The following is a 22,002-nucleotide window of genomic DNA, read 5'->3' as shown; positions in this document are numbered from 1 at the left end:
TTGTTTTATCAGGTCTAGTTGTTATTGAGGTATTCGGGGTTTTGAGTTTTTGGAATTGGAGCTTTCGTTTCTTTCCACCATTTTTTTAGAAGTTTCAATAACTCTTCTGTTTTTTCAGGATTAGTAGTTGCAAGATTGTTTCTTTCTCCAATGTCCTCTGAAAGATTATATAATTCAATGCCATCATCCTCAAAATAATAATGAAGTTTCCAATCTCCTTTTCTTACCACAGACCCTGGTCGTGTTCTAAACAAGGCATCTCGAGTTTCGTTATCATTTATATTATAGGCTTGTAAATAAACCGGGAAGTGCCAAAATAAAGGTCTTTCAAGTTTATTTGCTTTTTCTTCCAAAACGGGAATTAAACTACTACCATCTAGTTTTAATGAAGGATCTTTTATCTTAGCATAATCCAGAATAGTTGGAAAAATATCCAAATTTGTTATTGGAACATCACTTTTAATATTTTGTTTAATCTTACCGTTTAAAACAAAGAAAAAGGGTTCTCGAATTCCACCTTCATAGTAGCTTCCTTTTCCTGCTCTTAATGGCTTTTGCCTTGTAACTCCATACAAACCACCATTATCTGAAGTAAAAACAATTAGTGTATTATCAAAAAGATTTCTTTTTTTTAATTTATTGATAAGCAACCCAATATTTCTATCAAGATTATCTACCATCGAAGCATACTCCGCATTTGCTTGTCCATTCCATGATGCCTTTTTCTCATACTTAGGAAGCAAACTATCAACTGGCATTATAGGAACATGTACCGCATATGGTGAGTAATTAAGAAAAAATGGTTTTTGCACCGTATCTACAAACTGTATAGCTTTTTCCATAATCAAATCCGTAAGATATTGGTCTTTTCCTCCTTCAATATTTACATTTTTATATGGCGGATAATAACTTTTAGGGAGGCCATTATGACCACCACCAATATTTATATCAAATCCATATTCTAATGGATTGTCACTTAAATGCCACTTTCCTGCATGACAAGTCACATACCCATTTTCCTGTAAAATCTCAGATAGAGTTTCATGTTCTGGAGACAGAGTATGCGTGTTTTTTATAGGAATAAGTTTTCTGTCTTCAGATTTTCCCCTTGCCGAAGGACTAACTGTGAAAACACCATGACGCGGTGTCCATTGTCCCGTCATTAAACAAGCCCTACTCGGGGCACAATTGGAGGCAGATGCATACCCATTTGTAAATACCATTCCTAAACTAGATAAATAATCTAAATTGGGGGTTTCATAATATTCACTTCCCATAAAACCAACATCTTTCCAACCTAAATCATCAACATTTATAATGATTATATTATGACGTGATTGACTGCATGAAGTTTGAAATAAAACGCATAAAATCAATAATGCAAGCTTAAATATAACTTTCCTCATTTTATTTTAATTAACCAATTCTTAATTTCAAACATAAATCTTAAATTCCATTGTACCGTCCTGTTCCATCATGACAATATTCTACTTTTTAATAACAAATCATTCATTATTATTTACTACTTCATAACCTTTACTCTAGAAACCACAATTTTAACGGGTCCCAACAAACCAGATGGAAGCAATTCTGAATCCTTATGCCAGTGTTTGAAAGCTGCAAGTGTTTCACGCTCGGTTGGGCGCTCGGTTTTGTTTAAAAGCCACTCTGGCCATTGTTTTATATGCGGACCTTTCCGTTCATAATCTAGAGGTAATTGTTCATCACCAATTAATCTATTAGGCCAAAGATTTGTAATTTTTATTTCTAGTGTATTGGTGCCTTTTACGATTGCTTCATCAATATTTATTCTGTAAGGGGCCTTCCATAATATTCCTAGATTTTTTCCATTTAGAATCACTTCAGCAATTACCTTAACATTACTTAAATCTAAATCTAAAGAATAACATGATTTTATAAGTTTTGCATGGATTTGAAACTCTTTCTTATAGCTAGCCGTCCCCGAAAAATAACGGATATCATTTTCTGATGCCTCTGACCATGAAGTCAAATTCTTAAACGTTTTATCCAAAACCGGTTTATCTTTCTGAGGAAATTTCACGTTCCAGTTTCCAGTCAACACCATAGGTTCAGGCACTGATTTTACTTTTAATGTTTTTTTCTTTCCGTTAGAAGATTCATACGTCATTTCACCCGAAAAAGGCGTAACCAAATTCAATTTATCATGTTTATACACCAACTTTGGTTCTGATGTTGTTTGAGTGAATTTTAATAGACCGCCATTGGAAACGGTTAGCATTTTCTCTTCATCATTAGTGGTGTAAGTTACACGTATGTCTTTTTTTGTTTTGATCTCTTTTCCTTCAAGAAAACTGTCATTTACCGGTATTTCATAGACTCCTGAAGCCACTATGGATTTTACTTTCTCAGTGACATCAAAAACAGGTTTATTTGGGGGGATGCCATCAACACCCCCTGCAAACTTTCCAAAGACTGCTTTCAAGATTTCTAATGTACCGCTTCTAGGCGCGTCAATTTCTAACCATTCTTTTTCCATGGCGTTTTTTTCAAATACCACTTCTCCTATTTTATATTGAATGCGCAATTCTTTTTTATAACCAGGTGCCGGATCTCCAATAGAAAGTTCTCGTGTGGCACGTATATGTAATCCATTATTTTGAATCCTGTCTGCAACTACCTCCGTGACATCAACCAAACCATCAGGTAAAAATGTACCGTATTCCGCTTTTATAATTTTCAAGTTTGAAAGTGGTGTTACCACAGGTTTTTCCAAATTCATTGAAACATTTACAATGTGTTGACCTGAATGCACTGGATTTCTAAAAACAACAAATACAGAACCTTCTGGCTCAAACGGAATGGACACTGAGGTAGTACCATCATTATTTTCATGCCATATTATGGCTTTAGATATTTCTCCGGTTTCGGCATACCAAAGCTCTGGTTGTTTTCCTGATACTCGAAAACGACAAGCTAATTCTCGACTTTCTTTTTTAGAATTTACTACAAAATAAATGTCTGTATCTTCTGTTTTTCTGTGAATAAAATCTATAGATTCACCGCGTCCTTCTTCTATAGAAAAATCCGGAGGCCGTGTTCCATTCTTCAAAACTTCTGAGATGGAATGCTCCTTTATCAATCCATTATCCCATAATTTACTTGCCGTTTCTTCAACATCTTCATCACAGTCAGGGTATTTTTTAAGACTTGGAGATTTGTTAGGTTTAGAACCAATTACTAAGGCGCCTTCTACAGTCAACTCTTCAATTTTTGCAAGTATTTCCGGGGTTACCCATTCAGTTGAAGGCATTACTAAAGCTTGATATCTTTCTCCAACTGATGTACACACTAAACCGTCCTTTACCGTTAAAGAGTTTATCTTGTTTGACCCTATCACATCATAATCATATCCTAGTTTTTTTATTTCTGGCATTAAAAGGGCATCATTTGGTGATGCTTCTCCTGTAAATACCAATACATCGGCTACTGATGTTCCTTGTTGCAATAAAAACTGACCTCTACTGATATACTCTACAAAGGGCTTACCTTGATTCCACCAGGTATTTAAACGATTAAAATCAGTTCCAAAAGCCTGTAATGTCAATCCAGGCCCAACATCCCAAGGTTGATGGACATAGCAATGAAAAACGAAACGATTGATTCCTTGTGCCCATGCTAAATCTCCCATGGCTTTCAAAGTACTGGGGTGCTGGTCCCACCCTCCCATGCCTGTAAATGCTTCTGCTTCTGCAATTGAATTTCCATTTAATTTTGCAATAGAGGCCACAAATTTAGGCGAATCAAAAAAGGCAAGGCTTCCGCTCCAAAACTCAGACATAACCATATCTGCCTTTTCTCCAATTTGCATATTGTCAAAAGGTCCCCAATACGGTTCTATAGAAAGTAACATGTTGTTTTTATGACTGAGTTCAGCAAAACGCCCATAATAATTTTCTGCTATCAAATCTCCAATGGTACGACGGAAATCCCAAAGAAACCGCTCTGTTTCTTCGCCATTCTCAACGTAATATCCCGCCAATGTTGGCAAATATGAGCGACAATCGTAAGAACGAAGGTTTTTAAACGCTGTTGCAAAGTTTGACGTCCAGTTAGTAGTGCCAACTTCATAACTATCAATATGACACCTTTTAACTGTGGTACCAACTAACTTGTCTAACTTTTTTAGTATGGGCTTAATGCTACCATCCCAAAATACATCAACAGCTTGTTTATTCATTTTATCACATTCTAATCCACGACCTCCGTCACTAGGAAAACGATTCATTTCACCGGTTGGCGTATGTCCTATTCTCAAAACCACCCACTCTCCTGGAGGTGCTTCCCAATCTAAAGTCCCATCACTTTTTAACTTAGAGGTTAAATCAATAATATCTTGTTTTTGAACTACGGCTAAATCAGAAATAAGTTTATCATCTGGGTCTAAATGACTACGAACTTTATGAGAAAGCGTTTTTATTTCTAATTCATCAATACAAACATCACTTTTAGGTTTTGGGAAAGCCAGAATGGCTATATCTTTATAATAGTCCAATTTAGTTTTTGGTTGTTCTAACTTATCATTAAATTTTGTAGTTCCCTGATGAATCGTTTCAGTATAAACGAGTTCTTGCATAGCGTATTCTGGAGTGATAGAAGGTCCTCCTGAAGATGACCAACCTGCACCGTTATGAAAACCTAATTCAAGCCCAAGGCGTTGCGCTTCCAATGCGGCATAGTTAAAGAGTTCCAACCACTTTGGACTTAAATAAGGCGCCACACCTTGAGGATTTCCCAAACTTACATTAAATATTATTGCGCCTTGAATGCCTACCTTTTTCATGGCTTCTAAATCGGCTGTTATACCCGTTTTCGTGACATTTCCATTAATCCAAAACCAAATAGTCTGTGGCTTAGCATCTGACGGAGGATTTTTAAAGTTCTGTTCTAAAGAGACATCTTGAGCTTGTAGACCTGATACAAACAAACTAAGCAACAAGGCTACAAAAATGGTTTTACCCAACGTACTATTGATTTTGTTATTGAGCACTTTACTACGATTCATATTGTAAAATTGTTTTATTTATTATTTTTAGTTGAAATCCATACTTTACCATAAATACCCGAGGACATGATGCCGTTATTTGGCATTTTTTCAAGTGTGTTTGCTAGCACCCAGATGTCTCTTTCGGCTTTAGGTCTTTTATTTTGCCACAACATTTGGTTCATCCAATTATTTGTAGCATCAATTTCAAGTGTATTTGTACCTTGTACAATAGTGTTTTCAATCGAAATGCGATAAGGGGTTGTCCAAAGTGTTCCAAGTTCTTTGCCGTTGAGTTTGACGGTTGCTATGGTACCGATGTTTTCAAAATTTAAAGCGATTGATTCTTTTACTTCCACCTCATTTAATTCAAAAGACGTTTTATATGTGGCAGTTCCAGAGAAATACTTAATCTTTTCATCAGAGGAAGTGGTCCAGTCAAATAAAGGTTGTTCTTTTATAATGAAATCCGTTTCTAACCATTTGTTTTTAAATTGAATGTCCCATAATCCACTTATTTGTTTCAAAGGTTTTTCTACTTTGAAGTTCTGTGCTACAGAAAGATTTTTCTTCACTCCATCACCTTGACCTCTAAAAACAATAAAATAGCTTTCATTCACATTAAAACTTAAAGGAACAATGGTACGCTCTCCTTCATTACTATAAATAGGTAGTCTTCGAGATGAAGCATCTAGTGCAGACCAAAGTTCAGGACCTTTTCCAGCAATTCTAAACGAAGCGTCAAAAGTCACTTGGGTATCCCCTTGATTAGTTATAAAATAAATATCCGCTCCCTTTAACTTACGATGTATCCATTTTACATTTAACGAATCAGGGAATATCAAATCTTCATAGACTTGATGTTTGTTTAAAATCTCATTGATATTTCCATTGGCATATACATTTCCTTTGCCTAATTTATGATGGAAAAAATCTTTAGTGTTTGGTAATGATTCACCCCATAATTCCTTAACCAGTTGCTGTACTTCAATATCACAATTTGGATAATTTTGAAGACTAGGCGATTTTTCGGGTGGCATTCCTATTAAAATTGCACCTTGTTCAACCAAATCTTTAAGCTTTCGCAACACCTCAGGGCGCATTGTATTCCAAGGCGGCAAGACCAATGCTCCATAACTTGCGCCACTTTGTAAAACCAATCTACCGTTTTCTACTTTAGTTTGTTCTGTAATGATTTCAGCATTGATAAAATCATATTCATAGCCAGCAGATAGGTTTTGATCGACCCATCCTCTCATTTTAGGAGATTCCTCGCCAATATAAAAGCAAACATCGGCAACATGTTTACCTTGTTGCAATAGGAAATAATTTCTACGTTGATAAGTAATCCACTCTTTGCTTTGCGCAAACCAGGTGTTGTTTCGATTAAATTCAGTTCCGAACCAAGCATTCATACCAGGGAATTTGTCTTCATAAGGCTGATGAATATACACATGTAAAATACCTTGATTCACGCCTTGTGTATAACTCCAATCTCCTGATTTCTTTAACCTAATAGGGCTTACAGAAAAAGGGACTTCTCGTGAAGTATAAGACTCTGCATAAACTCGATTTTTACCATAAATATGACTAGCAGATGCTGCAAGTTTAGATTCAGGCCCTTGTCTATGAATCCAGAATTCTCCTCCAATTTCATCGGCGCGACCACCATATTTTAAAAACTCTGAAGGAAAACCAAAATGTCCATAATTTTCAAGCCACATAGACACACCATTGTCTTCACAGATTTCTCTAAGCCCACCTACATATTCATCGGCAACCTTATCCGCTATTAATCGACGTAAATCCCACAAAAAACGGTCTGATTCTTCTGCAGAATTGACTACGTTTCCTGTCAATGTTGCCAACCAAGGTGTAGGGTCATAGCCATAGGTTTCCTCAAATGATTCCTTCATATCCTCTGTCCAGTTTTGAGGTCCAGTTTCGTAGCTGTCTGCAATAACACGTTTTAGAGATTTACGCTCATCCAAAGTCATGGATTTTATCATTTTACCCATGTAGGCATCAAAGTGAGAACGCAATGCTTTTTTACTTAATTTATCTACTTCAAGTCCACGAGCATCAGGGGTTGCAGGTCGGTTAGTTTGCCCTGTAGGTGTCATGCCTATGCGCAATATTTTCCATTGCCCTGCAGGTGCATTATCCCATTTTAGCACCTTACCATCAAAATGTTCGGTTAAATTTATAATTTCATCAGTGCTTAATACGTCTTGCTGACCACTGTATTCTGGTGTTTTCCATTGAAACACATCCCATCCCGGAACGCCTTTATTGGCCATTTTATTAAGCCATTTTTCATTCCCGTGTTCAATTTTATAATCTTCAGAAATATGTATGCCTGTTAATTCAAAATTAGCAGCCACTTTGTCCATTACAATTCTAAATTTTTGATCTTCAATATTATCCAATGCCATAATCATATCTGCATCGGGTATAGGACCACGCCCAGGCAAACTAAAAGCACGGTCAAAAAGACTTTTCTTTACAGATTTGAATTTTCCATCTTCAAAGACTTGCACTTCAATATGCGATGTAAAGTGCATTTTTGTTGGGCTAACCGTTAGACTTCTTGCTGTGATAGGCCTATCAAATGAAACCTCTAAGATTAAAGGTTCTTGTCCATTATTACTGAAAGTGGTTACTGTGGATTTATTTTGATCGAGCAAGTTTTTTAATGCCGAAGCTTTACAGTTTATAACCTTGATTTTCGGTTTAGCCGTTTGCTTTTGATGAATAGGGTACCCTAGAACAGATACGTCCTGAAAAAATCCTCTTGGCTTTTCTAGTGCTATCTCAATATTTTTATCGCCAGAAACAACGGTTTCAGAATACGTCAAATATCGCATAGCCTGTTCTTCTTTCACCCATGGTCCACCAGATTGACTCCAACCCGGTGAGTTGAAAAAACTAATATTCATCCCTAATCTCGTACCTTCACTTATCGCATGACGCATACAATCCCACCATTTTTCACTCAGTGAAGGGGTGTTTCCCATTGGTGTATCATAACTTAATCCATGAGGATTGGTTGAAGGAGGCATGTAAAATATATCACCAATAAAGACCTCACCAATACCCACAGCATGCATGGCTTCTAAATCTTTCGTTATCCCCTCTTTGGAAATATGACCACTTAAAAAATACCAATATATTCCTGGTTTTGTTGAATCAGGTGGATTGATAAACCCCTCTTTTAAATTGGCATATTCTTCAGGACTTACTGATGCTACTTCGTCTTTTTTACAAGAAGACATAGCCAAAACGAATAGCATTAGAATTGAAAAATATCGTTTCATAATCAAGATAAATTAATCAGTTTTTGTAGTTAAAATTTTGACAGGCCCAATTAATCCAGAAGGCAGAAGTTCTGTTGCTTTAGTGAACTTTCTGATATTGGTTTTAGTGAATTGTTCTTCTTCTGGCAAAAAAGTGTCTCCAATAAGTCGATTTGGCCAAAGGTTTACAACATCTATTTCTAAAGTGTTGCCTTTTGCTTTTATATGTGATGTGATGTTTACGCGGTAAGGTTTTGACCAAGCAATTCCTAAATCGACACCATTCAATGTAACACGAGCCAACTCATGTACTTCTCCTAAATCTAAGTAAAGCCGTTGATTTTCATTTAAAGAAACCATATCGAAAGTTTTGGTATACGTGGCTGTACCCGAGTAATATTTAATACCTGAGATATCGTGTGTAGACCAATCTACTAAATTTGGAAAAACGATAGATTCCGGTCCTCCCCAATTATTATCAAAACTCATATTCCAAGCCCCTTCAATGTTTTGAACTGTTTTAAATTGAGGCCAATTTGAAACTGAATTTTGAATTGATATTGGTTCTTTAAAAACAACAAAATAAGAACTAGAAGGACCAAATTCCATAGGAATAATGGTTTGTCCGTTTTCTACTTTAAAATTAGTTAAAAGACGTGTCTCGCCTGTAACAGGGTTCCAAAGTTCTGGTTGTTTGTTAATCACTCTAAAACGACAAGCTACTTTTTCAGCAGGTTGCCATTTACTGGCAACATAATAGATATCGGTATCTTCGGTTTTTCGGTGGATATAATCGATTACGCCGACATCACTTAAACCAGTACATTCAAAATCTGGAACAATGTTTTTATTTAGCAAGACTTCTCTTATGGATTTATTCCAAACAAATTTCCCTTTACCAATTTTATATTCCCCATTTTCAAGATTACCCCAAATACGCTTAATCAAATTTTGGTACTCAGTAACATTATCTAAATTACCCAACATTGAGGCTTCTATTTTACCCACAACTGTTGCGCCCTGTTCTACAAGTTTCACTATTTTTTGTAGTGCTTTTAGTGATACAGGTGTTTTTTCGTCAATAACCAAAACCTTATAGCTCATGCCATCTGGCAATACCAACTTGTTATTTTTGAATTCTAGTCTGGTTAACAAAACCTCTTCGTTGCACTTATCATAATCGTAACCTGAACCCAAACTTTCGGGTGGGTTTTTCATGCCATCCTCCCATTCAAATGCATCAGCTCCTGATCGTAAACCGTGCCCGTTATAAAAAAGTACATCAGCAACAAACAAACCCTGCTGTAGCATGTAAGAGCAACGTGAAAGATAATCAACAAAAGGCATTGACTGGTTCCACCACGTATTGGTTCTATCAAAATGTGTACCGGCACTGTGTGTCAAACCAGGTACATCAGTAACAGACGGACGATGTGAAAACGTGTGAAAACAAATCCAATTGAGACCATCACAAAATGCCTGATCTGCAGCTGCTTTCATTTGAAAAGGAGCAACCTCCCAGTTCGGACCAACGGAAGTAAACGATTCAGCAAATACTTTTTTAATGCCATAGGTATGTGCTGCAGTTGCCGCTTCACGTACTAAAAACCGACCGCTCGGTTTTTCTCTGTGAGGTGATGGCATCCAAAATTCTCCCATCGCAACATCACATTTGCTCACACATTTTTTTAAATCGGCTTGATATTGGTGTGGCCCTGAAGCTTCGGCATAAGATTCTAATTTGTGTTCGTGTGCAACTTCTTGCTGACGACCATAATGATTTTCAGAAATTAAGTCGCTAATGGTTAGTTTAAAATCATTTAAAAAATGTTCAGTTGTCTCATCAGATTCAATGGTTACTCCAACTAATGCAGGCATGTATTTTATAATATCATAACCGCGACGTTGTTTAAATTCTTCTGGAAAATTTTTTGTCCAATTTGGGTCACCTGCTTCCCAGCTATCGCATTCTACATATTTAAAAGCTTTTCTTTCCTCAGGGCTCATCTCATTTAGCAAAGTTCCAACCGTTTTTTGCCAATGCAAATCAAAAGCTTCTCTACTTAAATGGTCTATATAAAAAACACCACCTAAATTACGACCGGTTGGGCGGTAACCGAACCTAAGAACACGCCAATTTCCTTTAGGAACATTCCAGTTTAGATGGCCTTTTTCATCAAACTTGTCAGTTATGTTTATAATGTCATTTATCGAGGTCATTTTCGTATCAGGAAACGCCAAAATAGCAAGGTCATTGTAGTAGGTGTTTTGCGCGTCTTTTACAGTTTGATTTTCTCTTTGCCTTTTTGTTTGAACAGAAAAATTTGGTTTTGGAAATTCTTGGTTAATCATATTTCCTCCTTCAATCAATAACTCGCCCCAAACCAGCTCTTGTTGACCATAATTAGGTGTTACCCAAGGCGCAGCACAACCTGCTGGACCAATAAAAACGCCAAAGTCTAGTCCCAATCTTCCAGCTTCAAGAGATGCAAAACGGACCATGTCTCTCCATGGTTTTGACCATGTTTCCATTTTATCATTGGGCTGACTCAAGCTTCCGCCTTCGTATTCATCTGTAATTTCGTATCTGATTTCTGTAGTATCAATCACGGTTTTCTTTTTCCACTTGTACGGCCCAAAAGGACCTACGCCACCGTCTAATACCATACATCCCGATAAGCCTTTGGCTTTCATTTCTTCCAAATCGCGAGTGATAGCTTCCTTGTTGGAAGGTGTTTGCAGCCACCACCACCATGCTTGTGGTCTTACCTCATGTGGTGGGTTTTTAAAATTTTGTTGAAGGGAGGTGTTTTCGGAATCACCGAAATTTAAATTTGTCAAACAGGAAGAAAGAAGTATTATTAATCCAATACAAATACTCTTTACTGCAGGTATGAATTTTATTGTAATGAGACCTTTCATATATAACATCTTAACAAATCTTAACCACCTTAAGGCCAAGAATCTGCCCAAGCTTTTCAATTTTATTAGCAATATGTCCCACACCAATAGCACAATGATGAGACGGGCCTTGTTTAGACCATTCGTTCATAAAAGCTCTGGCTCCTATTGAAAAACGGTAACGGCTATTGGTATTTCCAATGTGTAGAACAGGACCTTCAACAGACTCGCCTTCAGCTACCAGTAAAAAAACATCGTCTTTTCCTTCTACAACCGACAATAAGGTTACTGGTCCATGCTTTACGGTCATTTGAATGGATAAGCCTTTTCCTGGTTTACCGTGATATACAGGTAATGGCACTAATTGTACATTGCCTTCGGCAATAGCAAAATGTGCAGGCCCATCATGCCCCAACATTACAATATCATCATGAAAATCCATGGCATAAAACTCAGAAAAAGACCCACCAACACCAAAGGCATCCATAATCTTCATAGCTTGCGCATTTTTTACTTCATATTCTCCTGCAACTGGTATATTTTTACCTGTAAGCAATGTGTTTCCCGCTATTACTGAGGTCACTATATTTTCATATTCGTTAGCGGTTTCCCCTTCGTAATAATAGGCCATAGAACCTAGATTGTGATTTTCAACCAATTTATCTAGAGCAATTGATGTTTTTGCCGCACGCACCAACTCTTCTTGTTCACAGGCGTCAATAACTTCAAAAGTAGTTTTAAACTCTTCAATCTTATTTTCTATTTCTGTTGAAGTTACTGAGTCTCGGTGTTTTTTCACCTCACACATTTCTAAAATTTCGATATGTGTGCCAAAAGCAGCCGATTGTTTTGTAAGGTCTGAATATACATCTAACATACCGCAGTAATAATGTCCTAAAACCCCAAGCCTATTATTTGCCATTACCTTAGCAACATTTGCTGCATCAATCCAATCATGAATCTCATTCCAAACGGCTGGTTCATCCAAATAGCCAGTAACAAATTCATAATCTATTCCTGAACGATTAAATACGTTCGCCAACTCTGGTACAGAACACGCTTGACAATGGGCTAACCATTCGCCTGTCATTGTTCCTCTATCTCCAAGCTTATTAAAACTTTCGTAATCAATAGCCGCCACGGGTTGAATATTTAATATCACAACGGGGCATCCTAATTTTTGAACCACGGGCAAAACCGTAGATGACAAAGCATAGGTAGATACATATAAGAATAACATATCGACGTCTTCAGTTTTTAATACTTGTGCTTTTTCTCTTGCCTTCACAGGAGAATCAACTAAACCGACGTTAATCACCTCGGCTCCAAAGCCTTCCATTTTGTCTGCAACTTGTTTTTGATAGCTCTCCAATCGTTCTAATAAGCCTTCAAACTGTGGCCAATAGGTGTCTAAACCAATACCAAATAATCCTACTTTTATCATTATTATTTTTTTTATTTCTGTCTTTTTCCAAATATTTATCTTAGTTCATAGTAAGAAGAGTTATTGGTCCTTCTATACCTGTTGGCACCAAATCTTTATAGCGCTTTGTCCATTCATACGCCATCTTATTATCTTTAAGAGATTTGGCATAATTTGCTAGAACGGTTGTATAATGAATTTCTATCTCGTTATCTCCCTTCTCAAGGTAATCTGCAATTGAATAGACTGCTTTTCCGTACCAGCGTTTTCCAACATTTTCACCATTTACAAATAATTCCGTTACTCCTTCATTTACATCTCCTAAATCTAAATGCGTGAAACCTTCTGCGTTATTAATTGTTGTTTTGTAAACAATTTCGCCTCCAAACGTATTTTGAGTAATATCTTTTGATTTACTGAAATCAATAAGCGTGGGCACATCCCAAGTAAATACTTTTTCATCTTTGCGCTTACCAATGACTTTCCAATGAACATCAAGTACTTTTGATTCTTTTATTTTAGTCACAACTTCTATGGCTTTTTCTAGTGGCTTTTCATCTTCAAAAACTAACAGAAGGGATTCTAAAGGATTCAAAGTGACGCTTAACTCATTTGAATTTGACGCAAAACAATAGGGGATTTTCACTCCTGTTTCAGGATTCCAGATATATGGATATTTTCCATCAACAGGAAATTTAGCGTCAAATGATGTTGTGCTATAACGGTGTACATTGGTGAAGAAATAAATATCTTTCTCATCGGTATATTGATGTATTTGATACACGTTTTCCGAAGGGTGACTTATTGCCACATCAGCTTCTAATTGGGTTGTTTTAAGAACATCACTTGTCCAGTTGAATAAGGCGTCTATTGACTCCGGTTGTTTCACTTGGATTACTGATTCAGGATAATTCGCCAATAGACTCATCATGGTTGTATTAACTAAATCATCGTTCTTTTCATATTCTGAAAAATGTAAAGACTTCAATGGCAATTGATCTATGACAATAATTTTACCTCCAGATTCTAAAAATAGCTTGATGTTCTCTGCTGCCCTTGGACTTAATGATTTTAAACTGGCAAGCACTAATAATTTGTAGGTCATGTTACCATAGGTAATTCCCTTTTCGTTTATAGTAGCGCTTTCAAGAACACCTTGATTAATATATTCAGCGGAATATCCTAATTGACTTATAGGTTCCCATAATCTATACAAATACTCTGGCTCCATATGGAAAGGCGTTCTTGCTAAACCTTTATCTCCCCAAAGGTCAGGAGTTGGACCTAGGATTGCAATAGATTTATCGGCTTGAGAATTTTGAAAAACATAGGATAATCTAGAATTATAAGTTATCCAATTAGGCAAATGTCTCCACCAAGTGTTTTGCTCACTAAAATAAGCCCCAAAACGAATCCAACCCGGAAATTCCACTTCTGGTGGCGAATAATTATAGCCGTGCAATACAGAATGATTAATTCCGGTTATGAAATTCATATCATCATGCTGCTTTATTTCTTCTAGTGTCGCTTTAAACACACCGCCCAAATTGGTCATGGTTTCGCAACTTGTTATCTTTTTATCTGTTAAATGCGCTCCCGCCGAAGCAAACATATTCCAAATCATATAGCCGTGTGATTGCTTCCAATCCCAAACAGAGTCTTTCATCTCCACCGTGTAAATCCAGTTATTGCTCTCTGGTATATCTGGTATCATGTAACCATCTAACATGCCCATTAAAAAGGGTGTACCATAAGCCTGATAGCGGCACAGAATATTATTGTCTTCGCAAAAATCTTTATACGTCTGCGTGAAGTTTTTCAAAAAGACCTCAACCAATAACTTATTATAATCGTAACGTACACGCTTTAACTGGTCTTTAAACTCAGGAGTGAAATTTCTGGAATACCTCCCTTGTGAGTAGTTACCATTGGCTTGATAAAAAACAAATGGCAGCCAATTGTCTAGTTTATAACCATAGGCCTCAAAAAACAAATGTTCAAAACCATCGGTCCAATTGGCTCCAGAAACTTCAATGCTATCACAAAATATGGCTCGAATTAAATCACTCAAAGATATGCCTGAACGTTCAGAAATTTTCTTCATCCGATTTAAGTACGCCAAGGTTATTTCCTTTTTATAATGGTCCATTACAGGACCAGCCCCACCCGGAGCACCCAGTGTAACATCTCTAAAATTTTGCTGAATTAAACCATAAGACAATACATAATTACCTTTTTGTTCTATTTGATAAGATATTTTTCCGTTGGCATCTATGTGGTTTTTTAAATCGACTATTTGGTTTGTATCATTGCAATTTTCAGGCACTAATTTCACATAAGACAATCTGTACGTCGTTCTTTCACTGATGTGTTTTTGTGCTCTTTTATTTTCGTACTTTTCCTTATATAGTTGTATTAACTCAGCTTCATCAACTTCAATATTAGAATTGTTTTTATATGGAATATAATCTGAAACCATACGCTGAGAGGTTTCATCATCTTTCAGAAATTCACCTCCAAATGGCCAACCTGTTCCGGCAATCATATCGGCAATCATACCCAAATCTTTCGTTTTCTTACATGCATGAACTACCATATCAATCCATTCATCACTCATCCAAACCAATGATTCATCTCCATTATCAGGACCTACAGGCATTGCAATAGGGTTTATTTCAACACCACCAAAACCAACACTATGTAAAGACTCCAATTCTCTTTCCAGTTCACTTGCTTTAACTTTATTTCCGTTCCACCACCAACGTACAAAAGGTCTTGCTTCGGCTGGTGGGTTTTGAAAACCACTATACAAATCTTGATTTACTTCTTCTTTATCTTGAGTAGCACAGGCATTTAAAACCAATAGACATAATAATGAAAATAGCATTCGTGCTACTTTTTCTTTAGGAAATAGAATCATTTTACTTATCGTTATTAATTGCCTTAAAATATCTTGGATTGTTTACTTCGAATTATAAATTTCTAATTCATTAATTGACGGTGCTTTTTTGGTATCAACAATATATATTCTACATTTAGCAGAAGTAATCGCATCAAAACTATGCGACTTATTTGCACCACAAGTTGTCCCCACTAAAATGTCTTTCCATGTATCATTTTCAAAATACTGAAGCTTATAATTCGATATTTGATTTCCAACCTCATCAATAACTATTTTATTAAACGTTTGTGGCTTTACCCATGCCACTTCTAAATATTGGTTTTTGGATTCGGCCGCCAACCAACGTGTATCATTATTTTCATCGTTAGCTTTAAAGGCTTCAAATCCCGGTAATTTTTCAGTTTCAATAAACATGGATGAGGCATTCATTCTACCTAAAGTTGCCAAGTTTTTAGAGGTTTTTATAGGGTCTGGGTATGACACTTCAGGCAATACTTCAACATTAAAATCGTAAACCCCCGAAGCAACATTATATATGACGTAGTTGCCCACAGCATCACTTTCTTCAGAACCAACATAGCTAACTTCTTTAACATTTTCAGCTAAAACACCAGTTTCTGTAACATCTTCTTTATTCAAAGCTGGCAAATACACTTTTGCTGTGGTATTCACAGGAACTTCAATATGAAAAGAGGCTCCCTTATCTTGTTTTTTCCAATTTACAATCACATTACCGTACATGGATTCGTATTCAGTATTTGCATAGGTTAAATCGCCAACAGGCATTGGTTTAATAAGCATATGTTGCATGCCTAAATGCTCAGGGTTGGGGCGGATTCCTCCAAAACCTTTGATAAAGTAGCCTCCAATGCCCGTATAGCACGTATGAATTTGACTCACTCCTACAGCCGACCAACGCTCTGGCCATACCGTTTTACCTTGCTCTATAAAATAACCATAGCTAGGGTGATGTTTATCTTGAAGTAGTTCGTAAATTAAATCCATGCGCTCACCCGACTCAATAAAATATCGTGTATACAATGCTTGACCAGAACTACCCGTATCGTAATACGGAAACTTGTAAAGAACATTATCCACCAAATTATCATATACTTTTTTGCGTTCAGATTCTGGTGTTACACCCGCTAAAAGTGCAAAAGCTTGGTCTACTTGTTGTCCGTTCACATATTTTCCTGTTTCTGCATTATAGGATAATTTATGTGTAGCTTTTCGTTGAATGTTTAACCTATCGGAATATAATTTTACATCGCCTGTTTTTCCGAGGACTGTAGCCATTTTAACAGCTTTATCTAACATATAGGCGTAAGTACAATTATTAAAATGTAGTGCTCCGGGTGAATTAAAACTCGACCAAAAATTACCTCTTGGCGTACACCAATCTCCTAAGCCAGGGAATGCTCTTGTACCCTGCTCACCAGCTTTTAAGGTGCCTCCCGTTTCGTAATTGGAGTTTTCATACATCCATTCCATCCATTTTTGCATAGACACATAATTATCTTGAAGCACTTTTTTGTCGCCTAACATTTTATAAGTTTCCCAAACAGTTAAAGGGCTATTCGCTTTCCACATTAAAAATGGTCTGTCATTTTCGTTTATAACACCGCGCATCTGTCCGTCTGGAAGTTGTGCGTCGCGAGTATATTGTAAATATTGGTCCATGTAGGCACCACTTTCAAAATTTGGAAGTGCATCACCATACATAGCAGCCACAGTAACTTCTCCCCAGCCACGTCGCTCCCTATGCGGACAATCAACTAGAATACCATCCATGGTATTGGCTATATAGGTATCTAAATTTATTTTATAAATCTTATTTAACTGCTCGCTAGAAGATTCAAATTTGCTTATAATTTTTCGGTCGTTGGTCACCACGTAACCTTTTATATCTTCTAGTTTGGGTTCGTATTTTAAACCATAAACCGTTATCCATCTTCCACCAGCAACATTAAAACGATTTGTAAACTTACCTTCTCCCGATTTCCCATAGATATATTTACTTTTTTGTTTCCAGTTCATCACCTTTTCGGTTTGGTCACTGATTTCAAAGAGAATAGAATCGCCTTCAATACCTTGATATAAATTCATTTCGAAAAACCCCGTATAATTTTCCCCCATATCAATTCGATAAGTTCCATCGTTATTATCCTTAATAGCAATTGGAGTTACTTCTTTATATTTTACTTGTGGCTCAACCATTTGTGCACTTAGAATAGCCGTAATTTTACTGTACCTCCTGTTTTTAAATTTGCCTTTTCCAATTAATTGGTCCTCCAACACTTCAACTGCATCGTTAATTTCATCAAGTTGAGCGTTAAGTTTTTGTGGATTATAAATGCTAGCATGCATCCATTGACTATCATTATATTCAGCTTTATTCCAATCATTTTCACGTTTTCTATCGTCAATAGTTTCGCCTCCAAAATCCAGAATATCCCAATCACCATAATACTCACTGTGACTTTTTTTACACTTCCAGGTTTCATCTGTACTAAGTGTTAATTGATTTGTACCGGTTAGGATTTCGGCTTGTGCCTTAAACACAAATGGCGGATTTCTATATTCGGTTATACGATCCCATCTTGCCCACCCTGCAGCGTGCCAAATAGCTATAACATTTTTACCTGTATTCAAAAATTCGGTTACATCATAAGTCAAATAAGGAATCCGCTTTTTCATATATGAAGACACTGGATTCATTACATTTTCAGTTACTTTTTTTCCATTCACATAGAGTTCATGATAACCAAATGAACCAACGTATACGTATGCCGAAGAAGCTTTTTCTGGTAGATTAAATGTTTTTCTGTACCAATTATGGTCCGTCTTTTTTTGGTCTATTTTATGAATCCAATCACCTTTCCAGTCGGCTTTTTCCAATAAGCCCATCGAGAATAAACGATAGTCACTCCAGTTTGATTCTTCGCCAAACACATCCCAAACCTTTACCTTCCAGAAATATTTTTTTGTCGCTTCCAAAACATTTCCATTATACACATTGTTCACAGACTTATTGGTTTCAACTTTTCCAGAATCCCATAAGTCTCCAATGTTTTTGTTTAAGTTATCCAGACTACTTGCTACTAAAACTTGAAATGCCTTTTGTCTTTGACCTCTTAATTGTTTCTCTTCAACAAGTTTCCAACTAAATCTTGGTTTGGTATTATCTATACCCAAAGGGTTTACACGATATTCGCATTTAAGGTCTCCCAATGAAACCTTAGACTTAACTTCACAACCCATCATTGATATTGCTAATACAACAAGAATTAGCCTAAGTACAATTTTGTTTTGATTTTTTGTAAGTTGATTTTTCATATTAATTTCAAATTAGCATTTTTTGATGTATTTATTTCATCCTTTTGTTTTCCCGATTTCACATCTAAAAAACAGCATATTCTATTTAATTTTTCAATATTTCCTTAATTATGTATACATAATAGGATAAAATTCTACCATTAAGCCCATATTTCAAATTGACATTTTGATATATTTGTTGCACAAAATGATATGAAAAACAAGTACAGAAAATATCTTATCGTCCTAGAACAGGATAAAAAATGGGGGTTTTATATAAACAGCTTAGGGCGAACAGTTATAGAAAAAAACACAACCTATCCGTCTAAAGACCATCCCGATAGCTATGTTTTCACTTGGGAGACGGGGCGCGTTTTAGATGAATTCCATTTGGTACTTATAACTAAAGGAGAAGGAACTTTTGAAAGTAAGACTTCAGGAAAAACAAAAGTTTCAGATGGGGATGTATTCTTACTCTTTCCTGGAGTTTGGCATCGTTATAAACCTAATAAAAGGACAGGATGGACAGAACGCTGGGTTGGATTTTCTGGAACCATTGCAAATCAGTTTCTTTTAAATGGATTTTTCTCTCCAGAGAATCCCTTAATTTCGAAATGCAACAAACCGAATATTTTAAACCATTTTAATACGCTTTTTAAATTATTTGATGAAGAACCATTTGGTTTTCAACGATTAGCCTCTGGTGTTTGTTTACAGCTCATGGCTGAACTCCATAATGTAAAAAACGCAGGAAACAATATTGAAAACCTTAACTCCATGGTATCTCGTGCAAAGGGCATTATGTATAAGAACATTGACCAATCTATAGATTTGGCAAACATGGCTTCTGACTTAGGGGTAAGCTATTCAAAATTCAGATTGGATTTTAAAACCCAAACTGGAGTATCTCCATTACAATACTATTTATTACTAAAAATTGAAAAATCTAAAGAACTTCTTTTAAACACAAAAATGACTCAAAAAGAAATTGCTTATAAACTTGGTTTTGAATCTTACTATTATTTCAATAGGCTCTTTAAACGCAAAACAGGTTTGGCACCCGGTAAGTTTAGAGCCATGAGCAAAAAGCAACTATAACCTAGCTTACTGTTATTTTTAACGCTAACTCATTAACACCCTCTTGAAAAAAAGCTTCTATAGGTATGGCCTCAACTCCTGGCACCATATTAAAAGTTCTATTTCCTGCAATTTCTTTAATATTTAAAGGCACGTTAGCTTTAATGGTTACAAGCCCTTCTGGCTTTTGAATTGAAATTTCGTTTTCACCTAGTTTATTCACCGCTTCCTTATTAGGAGATATTAATGGCAAAACGAAAGCCGTTGCCTGTGAAATTATTTGATTTGTTTTCACTTGTATTTTCATCTCCTCAACAGAACAGCTATATAGAAGTTCAAATTCAGAAGCAGTATCCACTACAACTTCTCTAGCTTCATTCTTGAGTTTTACATTTGATAACAATTTAATTTCGCCTTTGGTGTCTGCCGATTCTACATCCGCCGTTAAATCGAATAGATTAGTGTACCACACATTATCTTTAAATGTTTCAATACGTGGAGTTAAAGCAATATCCTCACCTGGCTGTGGTTGTTGATTATAAACTTCTACCATATGATAAACAGCCATACTTGCTGCACATAATAAGCCGACTCTATTATGATAGAGCACACCTAAAGCGCCACCAGTTGCTTGACGAAAATCGTATTTATAATGATACTCAGCATCGTAAGCACTAACTGTTCCTCTCCAATCTCCTCTAGCAAAAAGGGACACGTTCAAATCTTTAAAATATTTTACACCATCGGCTGTAACTCTCGGTAAGGCAGTGTTTTTATTGATTTCTGGCAAATGCTCCCAATGGTCTAACATCGCCGCTAATGGTTTAGCATGTGCAAAAGTATGATGCACACATGGCTTAATTCCTGCCGAAATATAATGAGGTCCTCCATGAATAAGCCCATCGGCTGTACATTGCTGTAATAACTCTGTATTCTTATATGCTGCCGTTCCAAAGGCCGGATTAATATGGGCCATCATACCATAGGCTGGTTGACTGCCATCACAGGTACGACTTCCCCAGTAACTCCATTTATACATTCTATTACCCCAACTATTATCCCAAGCCCCATCTGGCAACATGAATTCTAAATGACTATTTAAAGATTTTGTTACTAACTCTAATAGTTCTTCATCCCTTTCTTTAAGTGCATACATTACTATGCTATTTAAAGATTCCTCAACATTATATCCTAAATCAACACCATGTAATCCTTTTTCACTTAGTTTACTCGAACTTTTTTTACACTCTCCAAACAGAAAATGATTTTCTTGAGTAAAATAGGATTTAACACCTTCGGCCAGTTCCTTACTTTTAGCTTTAAAGGCTTCATTATTCAGAAAGCTACCTATTAAACTTAAACCATAAATAGCCGTCGCACCATAGTTAATGTTTGTAAAATCTATGGTAAATGTATCGTGAATATATTGACCAGCTCGCGCTAAACGGTCTGTCCAAGCTTCACGTGTTTTTTCATCTATAACATGTCCATGATAGTGCAATGCCTCTGCTAAGGCTATCGCTCCAAAAATGGTAATACCTTTCCATGATTTGGGATTAGGTACAACTGTCCAAGCACCGTTTTCCTGAGACACATTATTTTCTGCCCAAGTCATAACCAACTTAGCGGCTTCGATATATTTTTCTTCTCCTGAAACATCGGCCATATATAGAAATGGATAAACGGCATCCATACAACGCCCATGAATATGTTCACATGATGGACACCCTAAAGCACCATGTTCTTCCAAGTTTGAAGGATTATTGATTTGTACTTTTATCATCCCGTCACACCAGTCTTTTAAAAGCCCCGAAATCAAATTTTTAAATCCTATGGAATGTTCTGGATGATTTGTACAAGAATTTAAAACACCAACTATGGGTAACGAAATCCCTATTCCTGCGAGTGTTGAAAGCTGTATAAAATTGCGTCTTTGCATTTTTTATTAAGAATATAATTTATTGCCTTGTGAAAAGTATTTAAAATCATGTGTTAATCTGTCCTGTTTCATCCTGTATATTACATAAAAAAGCCAGAAAACTATTTTCTGGCTTTTTTATAAACT

9 protein-coding genes are annotated in these 22,002 nt (G+C 36.3%); 1 reads left to right on the top strand and 8 read right to left on the bottom strand.

The features are described from left to right. Positions 1-14 precede the first annotated feature (14 nt). The 7 genes from FUA22_RS06470 to FUA22_RS06440 all read right to left on the bottom strand — a co-directional run bounded on the left by FUA22_RS06470 (position 15) and on the right by FUA22_RS06440 (position 18,881). On the bottom strand, positions 15-1,406 hold the full coding sequence (locus FUA22_RS06470) for a sulfatase (RefSeq protein ID WP_147767080.1): 1,392 nt from the start codon (positions 1,404-1,406) through the stop codon (positions 15-17). 116 nt (positions 1,407-1,522) lie between these two features. After that, entirely contained in the window at positions 1,523-5,044 is a 3,522-nt protein-coding gene (locus tag FUA22_RS06465; protein WP_147767079.1) for a glycosyl hydrolase, read from the bottom strand. A gap of 14 nt (positions 5,045-5,058) precedes the next feature. Next, the gene (locus FUA22_RS06460) at positions 5,059-8,340 is read right to left on the bottom strand and encodes a glycosyl hydrolase (RefSeq protein ID WP_147767078.1); all 3,282 of its coding nucleotides are present in this window, start codon (positions 8,338-8,340) and stop codon (positions 5,059-5,061) included. A 12-nt stretch (positions 8,341-8,352) separates the two neighbouring features. Then, positions 8,353-11,241 (bottom strand): glycosyl hydrolase, encoded by a 2,889-nt coding sequence (locus tag FUA22_RS06455; protein WP_170309857.1) that lies wholly within the window; start codon positions 11,239-11,241, stop codon positions 8,353-8,355. Positions 11,242-11,251: 10 nt separating this feature from the next. Further along, complete coding sequence (locus tag FUA22_RS06450) at positions 11,252-12,664, bottom strand: L-fucose/L-arabinose isomerase family protein (protein ID WP_147767076.1); 1,413 nt, start codon at positions 12,662-12,664, stop codon at positions 11,252-11,254. 40 nt (positions 12,665-12,704) lie between these two features. Further along, positions 12,705-15,530, bottom strand: coding sequence for a glycosyl hydrolase (locus tag FUA22_RS06445; RefSeq protein WP_170309856.1), 2,826 nt, complete (start codon positions 15,528-15,530; stop codon positions 12,705-12,707). Between the two features lie 75 nt (positions 15,531-15,605). After that, positions 15,606-18,881, bottom strand: coding sequence for a family 78 glycoside hydrolase catalytic domain (locus tag FUA22_RS06440; RefSeq protein WP_147767074.1), 3,276 nt, complete (start codon positions 18,879-18,881; stop codon positions 15,606-15,608). Between the two features lie 192 nt (positions 18,882-19,073). On the opposite strand from FUA22_RS06440, the gene FUA22_RS06435 reads away from it, so the two are divergent. Beyond that, complete coding sequence (locus FUA22_RS06435; protein WP_147767073.1) at positions 19,074-19,958, top strand: AraC family transcriptional regulator; 885 nt, start codon at positions 19,074-19,076, stop codon at positions 19,956-19,958. 1 nt (position 19,959) lies between these two features. Here the strand turns inward: FUA22_RS06435 and FUA22_RS06430 are convergent, their stop codons facing one another. After that, positions 19,960-21,876 carry a hypothetical protein gene (locus FUA22_RS06430; RefSeq protein ID WP_147767072.1) on the bottom strand — a complete coding sequence of 639 codons (1,917 nt, stop codon included), beginning with the start codon at positions 21,874-21,876 and terminating at the stop codon, positions 19,960-19,962. Positions 21,877-22,002 lie beyond the last annotated feature (126 nt).

Origin of the sequence: Seonamhaeicola maritimus, assembly GCF_008056315.1 — a bacterium.
In the GTDB taxonomy this organism is placed as follows: Bacteria; Bacteroidota; Bacteroidia; order Flavobacteriales; family Flavobacteriaceae; genus Seonamhaeicola; species Seonamhaeicola maritimus.
Note: the sequence above shows the minus strand (reverse complement) of the source record. Positions and strands in the feature narration are given on the sequence as shown.

Bases quoted from the DNA above. Each gene is read 5' to 3' on its own strand.
- FUA22_RS06470 (WP_147767080.1), bottom strand. From the start codon at position 1,406: ATGAGGAAAGTTATATTTAAGCTTGCATTATTGATTTTATGCGTTTTA.
- FUA22_RS06465 (WP_147767079.1), bottom strand. From the start codon at position 5,044: ATGAATCGTAGTAAAGTGCTCAATAACAAAATCAATAGTACGTTGGGT.
- FUA22_RS06460 (WP_147767078.1), bottom strand. From the start codon at position 8,340: ATGAAACGATATTTTTCAATTCTAATGCTATTCGTTTTGGCTATGTCT.
- FUA22_RS06455 (WP_170309857.1), bottom strand. From the start codon at position 11,241: ATGAAAGGTCTCATTACAATAAAATTCATACCTGCAGTAAAGAGTATT.
- FUA22_RS06450 (WP_147767076.1), bottom strand. From the start codon at position 12,664: ATGATAAAAGTAGGATTATTTGGTATTGGTTTAGACACCTATTGGCCA.
- FUA22_RS06445 (WP_170309856.1), bottom strand. From the start codon at position 15,530: ATGCTATTTTCATTATTATGTCTATTGGTTTTAAATGCCTGTGCTACT.
- FUA22_RS06440 (WP_147767074.1), bottom strand. From the start codon at position 18,881: ATGAAAAATCAACTTACAAAAAATCAAAACAAAATTGTACTTAGGCTA.
- FUA22_RS06435 (WP_147767073.1), top strand. From the start codon at position 19,074: ATGAAAAACAAGTACAGAAAATATCTTATCGTCCTAGAACAGGATAAA.
- FUA22_RS06430 (WP_147767072.1), bottom strand. From the start codon at position 21,876: ATGCAAAGACGCAATTTTATACAGCTTTCAACACTCGCAGGAATAGGG.